The sequence below is a fragment of the Pseudomonas sp. VE 267-6A genome (assembly GCF_024126555.1).
Taxonomy (GTDB): Bacteria; Pseudomonadota; Gammaproteobacteria; order Pseudomonadales; family Pseudomonadaceae; genus Aquipseudomonas; species Aquipseudomonas palmensis.
In genome coordinates this window covers 89,366-95,365 of the sequence record NZ_JAMYBY010000024.1, presented here as the reverse complement: position 1 = coordinate 95,365, position 6,000 = coordinate 89,366, and the positions used below count along the sequence as shown (strand labels likewise).

The window sequence follows — 6,000 nt, the reverse complement described above, 5'->3', positions numbered from 1 at the left end:
CGGCAAGGCCGGCTCCTACAGCGTGCAGGAGCCGGCCTTGCCGGCGAAGGTGGTATTACAGACTCAACGACCTGTTCGAGGCCTTGATGAACTCTTTCTTCAGCGCCTCGAAATCATGCACCGCCGGGAACTGCGGGAACTCGCGAATCACGTTTTCCGGCGCATGGAACAGAATGCCTGCATCCGCCTCGCCCAGCATGGTGGTGTCGTTGTACGAGTCACCCGCCGCGATCACCCGGTAGTACAGGCTCTTGAATGCCAGCACCGACTGGCGCTTGGGGTCTTTCTGGCGCAGTTGGTAGCCGGTCACACGATCGCTCTGGTCGGTGATCAGGCGGTGGCACAGCAAGGTCGGGAAACCCAGCTGGCGCATCAGCGGCTGCGAGAATTCGTAGAAGGTGTCGGACAGGATCACCACCTGGAAACGCTCGCGCAACCAGTCCACGAACTCGATGGCGCCGTCCAGCGGCTTGAGCGTGGCAATCACTGCCTGGATGTCGGAAAGCTTCAGGCCATGCTCATCCAGGATGCGCAGGCGCTGCTTCATCAGCACGTCGTAATCGGGAATGTCGCGGGTGGTGGCCCGCAACGATTCGATTCCGGTTTTTTCCGCAAAGGCGATCCAGATCTCCGGGACCAGTACACCTTCCAGGTCGAGACAGGCAATTTCCACAGCTCACTCCTCGAACAACGCTAAAAATGGAAGGCGCACTCTACAGGCGCACCGTCTAACCCGGCAATTTTTGTTAACATTCGCCCATTACGAGCGCCAAGCGCCATTCAATGACCGGAAGCCGCCTGATGAGCCAACCCTTCGACGTCGCCGCCCTCGCCGCGACCTATGCCAACAAGTCCCCGCAGGACATCCTCAAGCTCGCCTTCGAACACTTCGGCGACGACCTGTGGATCTCCTTCAGTGGCGCCGAAGACGTGGTGCTGGTGGACATGGCCTGGAAGCTGAACAAGAACGTCAAGGTGTTCAGCCTCGACACCGGCCGCCTGCATCCGGAAACCTACCGGTTCATCGACCAGGTGCGCGAGCAGTACAAGCTGCCGATCGAGATCCTTTCCCCCGATCGCAGTGCACTCGACCCCTTCGTGAAGGAAAAGGGCCTGTTCAGCTTCTACAAGGACGGCCACGGCGAATGCTGCGGCATCCGCAAGATCGAGCCGCTGCGCCGCAAGCTGAGCACCGTCAGCGCCTGGGCCACCGGCCAGCGCCGCGACCAGAGCCCGGGCACCCGCAGCCAGGTGGCCGCGCTGGAAATCGACAGCGCCTTCTCCACCCCCGAGCGCACCCTGTACAAGTTCAACCCGTTGGCGCAGATGAGCAGCGAGGAAGTCTGGGGCTATATCCGCATGCTCGAGCTGCCCTACAACAGCCTGCATGAACGCGGCTTCATCAGCATCGGCTGCGAACCCTGCACGCGCCCGGTACTGCCCAACCAGCACGAGCGCGAAGGCCGCTGGTGGTGGGAGGAGTCGACTCAGAAGGAATGCGGGCTGCACGCCGGCAACCTGATTACCAAGGGCTGAACATGCACACCCTGAGCGCAGCACCTGGCCCCACCTGCCAGACATTGCGTCAGCAGTAAGGGCATCGCGGCCAGTGGCTGGGCTACCTGCTCGCGGGGCTATCTGCAGGAGCGCCTTCAGGCCACCGTGCTGGCGGCCTGAAGGCACTGCAAGGGCTTAGTGCACTGGCAGTTCGACGCCAGCGAACAGCTCTTCGAGTTCCTGCTTGTTGTGGCACTGGATGGCCTTGGCCATCACTTCACGGGTCAGGTGGGGCGCGAACTTCTCGATGAAGTCGCACATGAAACCACGCAGGAAGGTGCCACGACGGAAACCGATCTTGGTGATGCTGGACTCGAACAGCTCACTGGCATCGAGCACCACCAGGTCGTTGTCGAGCTTGGTGTCCACCGCCATCTTGGCCACGATGCCCACGCCCAGGCCCAGGCGCACGTAAGTCTTGATCACGTCGGCATCGGCCGCGGTGAACACCACCTTGGGGGTCAGGCCGCGATGGCTGAAGGCTTCGTCGAGCTTGGAGCGGCCAGTGAAGCCGAACACATAGGTCACGATCGGGTATTCGGCCAACGCCTCCAGGGTGAGCTTGGGCAGCTTGGTCAGGGGGTGACCCTGCGGCACCACCACGCAACGATTCCAGCGGTAGCACGGCATCATCACCAGATCACCGAACAGCTCCAGGGCCTCGGTGGCGATGGCGAAGTCGACGGTACCGTCAGCCGCCATCTCGGCGATCTGCATCGGCGAGCCCTGGTGCATGTGCAGCGCCACTTCAGGGTATTGCTTGATGAACGAACTGATCACCGGCGGCAGGGCATAGCGTGCCTGGGTGTGGGTGGTGGCGATCGACAGGGTGCCCTTTTTCTCGTTGGAGAATTCCTGGGCGATCTGCTTGATGCTCTCGACCTTGCGCAGAATCTCGCCGGCGGTGGTGATGATGCGCTCACCTGCCGGGGTCACGCGGGTCAGGTGCTTGCCGCTGCGGGCGAACACTTCCACACCCAGCTCGTCTTCCAACAGGCGAATCTGCTTGCTGATCCCCGGCTGGGAGGTATACAGGCTCTGCGCTGTCGCGGAGACGTTGAGGTCGTGGTGCGCCACTTCCCAGATGTAGCGCAATTGTTGAAGCTTCATAGGTATCCCTCAAATCAACTGGGCGTCACCGGCAGCAGCGACGAGTTATAACTATATTAGTGGTTTGAAGAATAAATCTAGAACTATTTCTTCAGCTTTCTTACAACGTCCTACACCGCCTCCCCTATGACTTGCGCCGCCCCAGGTACTGCGCCAGGGGCACCATGTACACAGGCACCGGCGACAGCTGCAGGACGCGTACCGCCGTGCGCCCCAAGGGGATCTCGCTACCGGCGCCCTGGCTGTGGCTGCCGACGATCAGCAAGTCGACGCTCAGGCGCTGGGCCTGCTCCAGGATCACGTCGGCGGGGTCGCCCTGGCGTACCCGCACCGCGCGGATCAGCGCCAGGTCTTCCTTCTCGCCCAGTTCATCCTGAAAGTTCTCCAGCACCCGTTGTTCGATGTTCGCCATCACGGTATTGAGCGCCCGGCCGCGCATATGGGACAGGGTATGTTCATCAAGGTAGCTTTCCAGCAGCGATTCGGCGAACTGGCCCATCGGTTCCACGGCATGGACCACGTACAGTTCGGCGCTGAAGCTGCGTGCCAGCGCCAGCGCGTGTTGCATGACATAAGGGGAGTAACAACCGAGGTCGGTGGCACACAGCATCGAACGGATCATTTGACCTCCTAGCTGCCGATACGGCAGGGCAAGGTTCAGCTTAGCAGCGCCAAAACGACGCGCAGAGCCGTCCGGCGCCCTGCCAGACGGCCTAGCCGGGGGTACGTTCGTTGCTGATGCCGTGGGGCACATGGCCGGTCGCGACCACTGCACTGGCGCGTTCGCAGTGCCCTGCCTGGTCGTCGAAGAACACATCGGCCGCGAACGCCTCGAGAAACGCCGACTTGTCCAGGCCGCCGAGAAACAGCGACTCGTCCAGGCGAATGTCCCATTCGCGCAAGGTGCGGATGACCCGCTCGTGGGCCGGCGCCGAGCGCGCCGTCACCAGTGCGGTGCGAATCGGACAGGCGCCACTGGGGAACTCCTTCTGCAGCACGTTGAGCGCCGCCAGGAAGGCCTTGAACGGCCCGCCGCGCAGCGGCTCGCGGGCCGACTCGCGCTCGCTGGCCTGGAACGCCTCCAGGCCGCCGAGCTGATAGACGCGCTCGGACTCGTCGGAAAACACCACTGCATCGCCATCGAAGGCGATACGCAGCTCCGCGCTGGCCGCACGTCGCGCCCCGCCGGAAAGGATGGTGGCAGCGGCAAAGCCGGCGTCCAGTGCGCGGCGCACATCTTCTGCATCGGTGGACAGAAACAGGTGACAACCAAAGGCGGCCAGGTACGGATACGGACTGCGCCCGCCAACGAAGGCTGCCCGCGAGATACCCAGGCCATAATGCTCGATGGAATTGAACACCCGCAGCCCGGTGTCGGCGCTGTTGCGTGACACCAGCACCACCTCGACCCGGGCCTGGCCGAGGCTGGCATTGAGGCCCAGCAGCTTTTCCACCAACGGGAACGCATCACCCGGTTGCAGGTATTCGTCTTCGTGCTCGATCTGGTACTGGCGGTAGGCTTCGACACCCTCGGCCAGGAACAGTCGATGGCTCTCGCTGAGGTCGAACAGTGCCCGTGATGAAATGGCTACCACCAGTTTGTCGCCAAGGCCTTTGCTCATCGCCGCTCTGCTCCGCACTGCCCTGCATCGGGCGCCATAAGGTCAAACAATCGACACACTATCAGCCCGGGCGCTGCCGCCCGCAACCTGCGAGCGTGTCGGGTGACGGCACTTTTGATCAGAAAAGCCCATACCAATGGGCCAAAGCGGCAGGAAAGCGGGCCCTGCCCATTGTCGAATCACGGTGTAACGCGCTAAGGTTCGGCACCCCGCCGCGTTCAATCATGCTGCTCCGCCGCGCGGGTAGCTGGCGGCCGGCACCCGTGACCTGACGAGTAACACGATGGCTGATTTACCGATCGACGACCTTAACGTTGCCTCCAACGAGACCTTGATCACCCCCGATCAGCTCAAGAAGGACATTCCACTCAGCGCCACCGCCCTGCAGACCGTGACCGCGGGCCGCGAAGTGGTACGCAATATCCTCGACGGCAAGGACCACCGCCTGTTCGTGGTGATCGGCCCCTGCTCGATCCATGACCTCAAGGCCGCACACGAATACGCCGAGCGCCTGAAGGTGCTGGCGGCCGAAGTCGCCGACACCCTGTACCTGGTGATGCGCGTGTATTTCGAGAAGCCGCGCACCACGGTGGGCTGGAAGGGCCTGATCAACGACCCGTACCTAGATGACTCGTTCAAGATCCAGGACGGCCTGCACATCGGTCGCCAACTGCTGCTGGATCTGGCGGAAATGGGCCTACCCACCGCCACCGAAGCCCTCGACCCGATCTCCCCGCAGTACCTGCAGGACCTGATCAGCTGGTCGGCGATCGGCGCGCGCACCACCGAATCCCAGACCCACCGCGAGATGGCCTCGGGCCTGTCGTCGGCCGTCGGCTTCAAGAACGGTACGGACGGCGGCCTGACCGTGGCGATCAACGCACTGCAATCGGTTTCCAGCCCGCACCGTTTCCTGGGCATCAACCAGGAAGGTGGCGTATCCATCGTCACCACCAAGGGCAACGCCTACGGTCACGTGGTGCTGCGCGGCGGCAACGGCAAGCCCAACTATGATTCGGTCAGCGTCGCCCTGTGCGAGCAGGCCCTGGCCAAGGCCAGGATCAAGCCGAACATCATGGTCGACTGCAGCCACGCCAATTCCAACAAGGACCCGGCCCTGCAACCGCTGGTGATGGACAACGTGGCCAACCAGATCCTCGAAGGCAACGAGTCGATCATCGGCCTGATGGTCGAAAGCCACCTCAACTGGGGCTGCCAGGCCATCCCCAAGGACCTTGCCGAACTGCAGTACGGCGTGTCGATCACCGATGCCTGCATCGACTGGGAAGCCACCGAGAAGTCCGTGCGCAGCATGCGCGCCAAGCTCAAGGACGTGTTGCCCAAGCGCAACCGCGGCTGAAAGCCATCAACGAAAACGCCGGGCAATGCCCGGCGTTTTCGTTTTCAACAGGGTGTCAGCAGGCTCAGGCCTTGTTGGAATGCTTTTGATGACGTTCCATGTAGCGCTCGACATAGGAGCACGAGGGGATCACGGTGTAGCCCATGTCCTCGGCATAGGCGAGGGCCTTTTCGGTCAGCGCCGCAGCGATGCCTCGCCCACGCAGCGCATTGGGCACGAACGTGCGGTAGATATCCAATGTCTGCTTACCCAGGTCCATGTAGGTCAGGTAGGCACGATGACCGTCCACATTGGTCTCGAACTGATGACCAGCCTGGTCATGGTGGATGGACAACGCCTCGCTCATCACTA

The 6,000-nt window shown here is 62.4% G+C and carries 7 protein-coding genes; 2 read left to right on the top strand and 5 right to left on the bottom strand.

The genetic code is table 11. The annotated features are described in order from the left end of the window. Positions 1-55 precede the first annotated feature (55 nt). A complete protein-coding gene (thrH, locus tag NJH59_RS23405; RefSeq protein WP_043863081.1) occupies positions 56-673 on the bottom strand; it encodes a bifunctional phosphoserine phosphatase/homoserine phosphotransferase ThrH in 618 nt (205 codons plus the stop codon). Positions 674-801: 128 nt separating this feature from the next. On the opposite strand from thrH, the gene NJH59_RS23400 reads away from it, so the two are divergent. Beyond that, positions 802-1,536 (top strand): phosphoadenylyl-sulfate reductase, encoded by a 735-nt coding sequence (locus NJH59_RS23400; RefSeq protein WP_054915690.1) that lies wholly within the window; start codon positions 802-804, stop codon positions 1,534-1,536. A gap of 156 nt (positions 1,537-1,692) precedes the next feature. On the opposite strand, the gene cysB is transcribed toward NJH59_RS23400, so the two are convergent. The 3 genes from cysB to NJH59_RS23385 form a co-directional block, all read right to left on the bottom strand. Then, positions 1,693-2,667: an HTH-type transcriptional regulator CysB gene (gene cysB / locus NJH59_RS23395; protein WP_043863083.1), complete on the bottom strand. Its 975-nt coding sequence runs from the start codon at positions 2,665-2,667 to the stop codon at positions 1,693-1,695. Between the two features lie 124 nt (positions 2,668-2,791). After that, complete coding sequence (locus tag NJH59_RS23390; protein ID WP_043863084.1) at positions 2,792-3,289, bottom strand: universal stress protein; 498 nt, start codon at positions 3,287-3,289, stop codon at positions 2,792-2,794. Between the two features lie 91 nt (positions 3,290-3,380). Beyond that, complete coding sequence (locus tag NJH59_RS23385; protein WP_043863085.1) at positions 3,381-4,289, bottom strand: 5'-nucleotidase; 909 nt, start codon at positions 4,287-4,289, stop codon at positions 3,381-3,383. Positions 4,290-4,572: 283 nt separating this feature from the next. Between NJH59_RS23385 and NJH59_RS23380 the strand changes: the two genes are divergently transcribed. Beyond that, complete coding sequence (locus NJH59_RS23380) at positions 4,573-5,649, top strand: 3-deoxy-7-phosphoheptulonate synthase (protein WP_043863086.1); 1,077 nt, start codon at positions 4,573-4,575, stop codon at positions 5,647-5,649. A gap of 64 nt (positions 5,650-5,713) precedes the next feature. On the opposite strand, the gene NJH59_RS23375 is transcribed toward NJH59_RS23380, so the two are convergent. After that, the gene (locus NJH59_RS23375; protein ID WP_043863087.1) at positions 5,714-5,995 is read right to left on the bottom strand and encodes a GNAT family N-acetyltransferase; all 282 of its coding nucleotides are present in this window, start codon (positions 5,993-5,995) and stop codon (positions 5,714-5,716) included. Positions 5,996-6,000 lie beyond the last annotated feature (5 nt).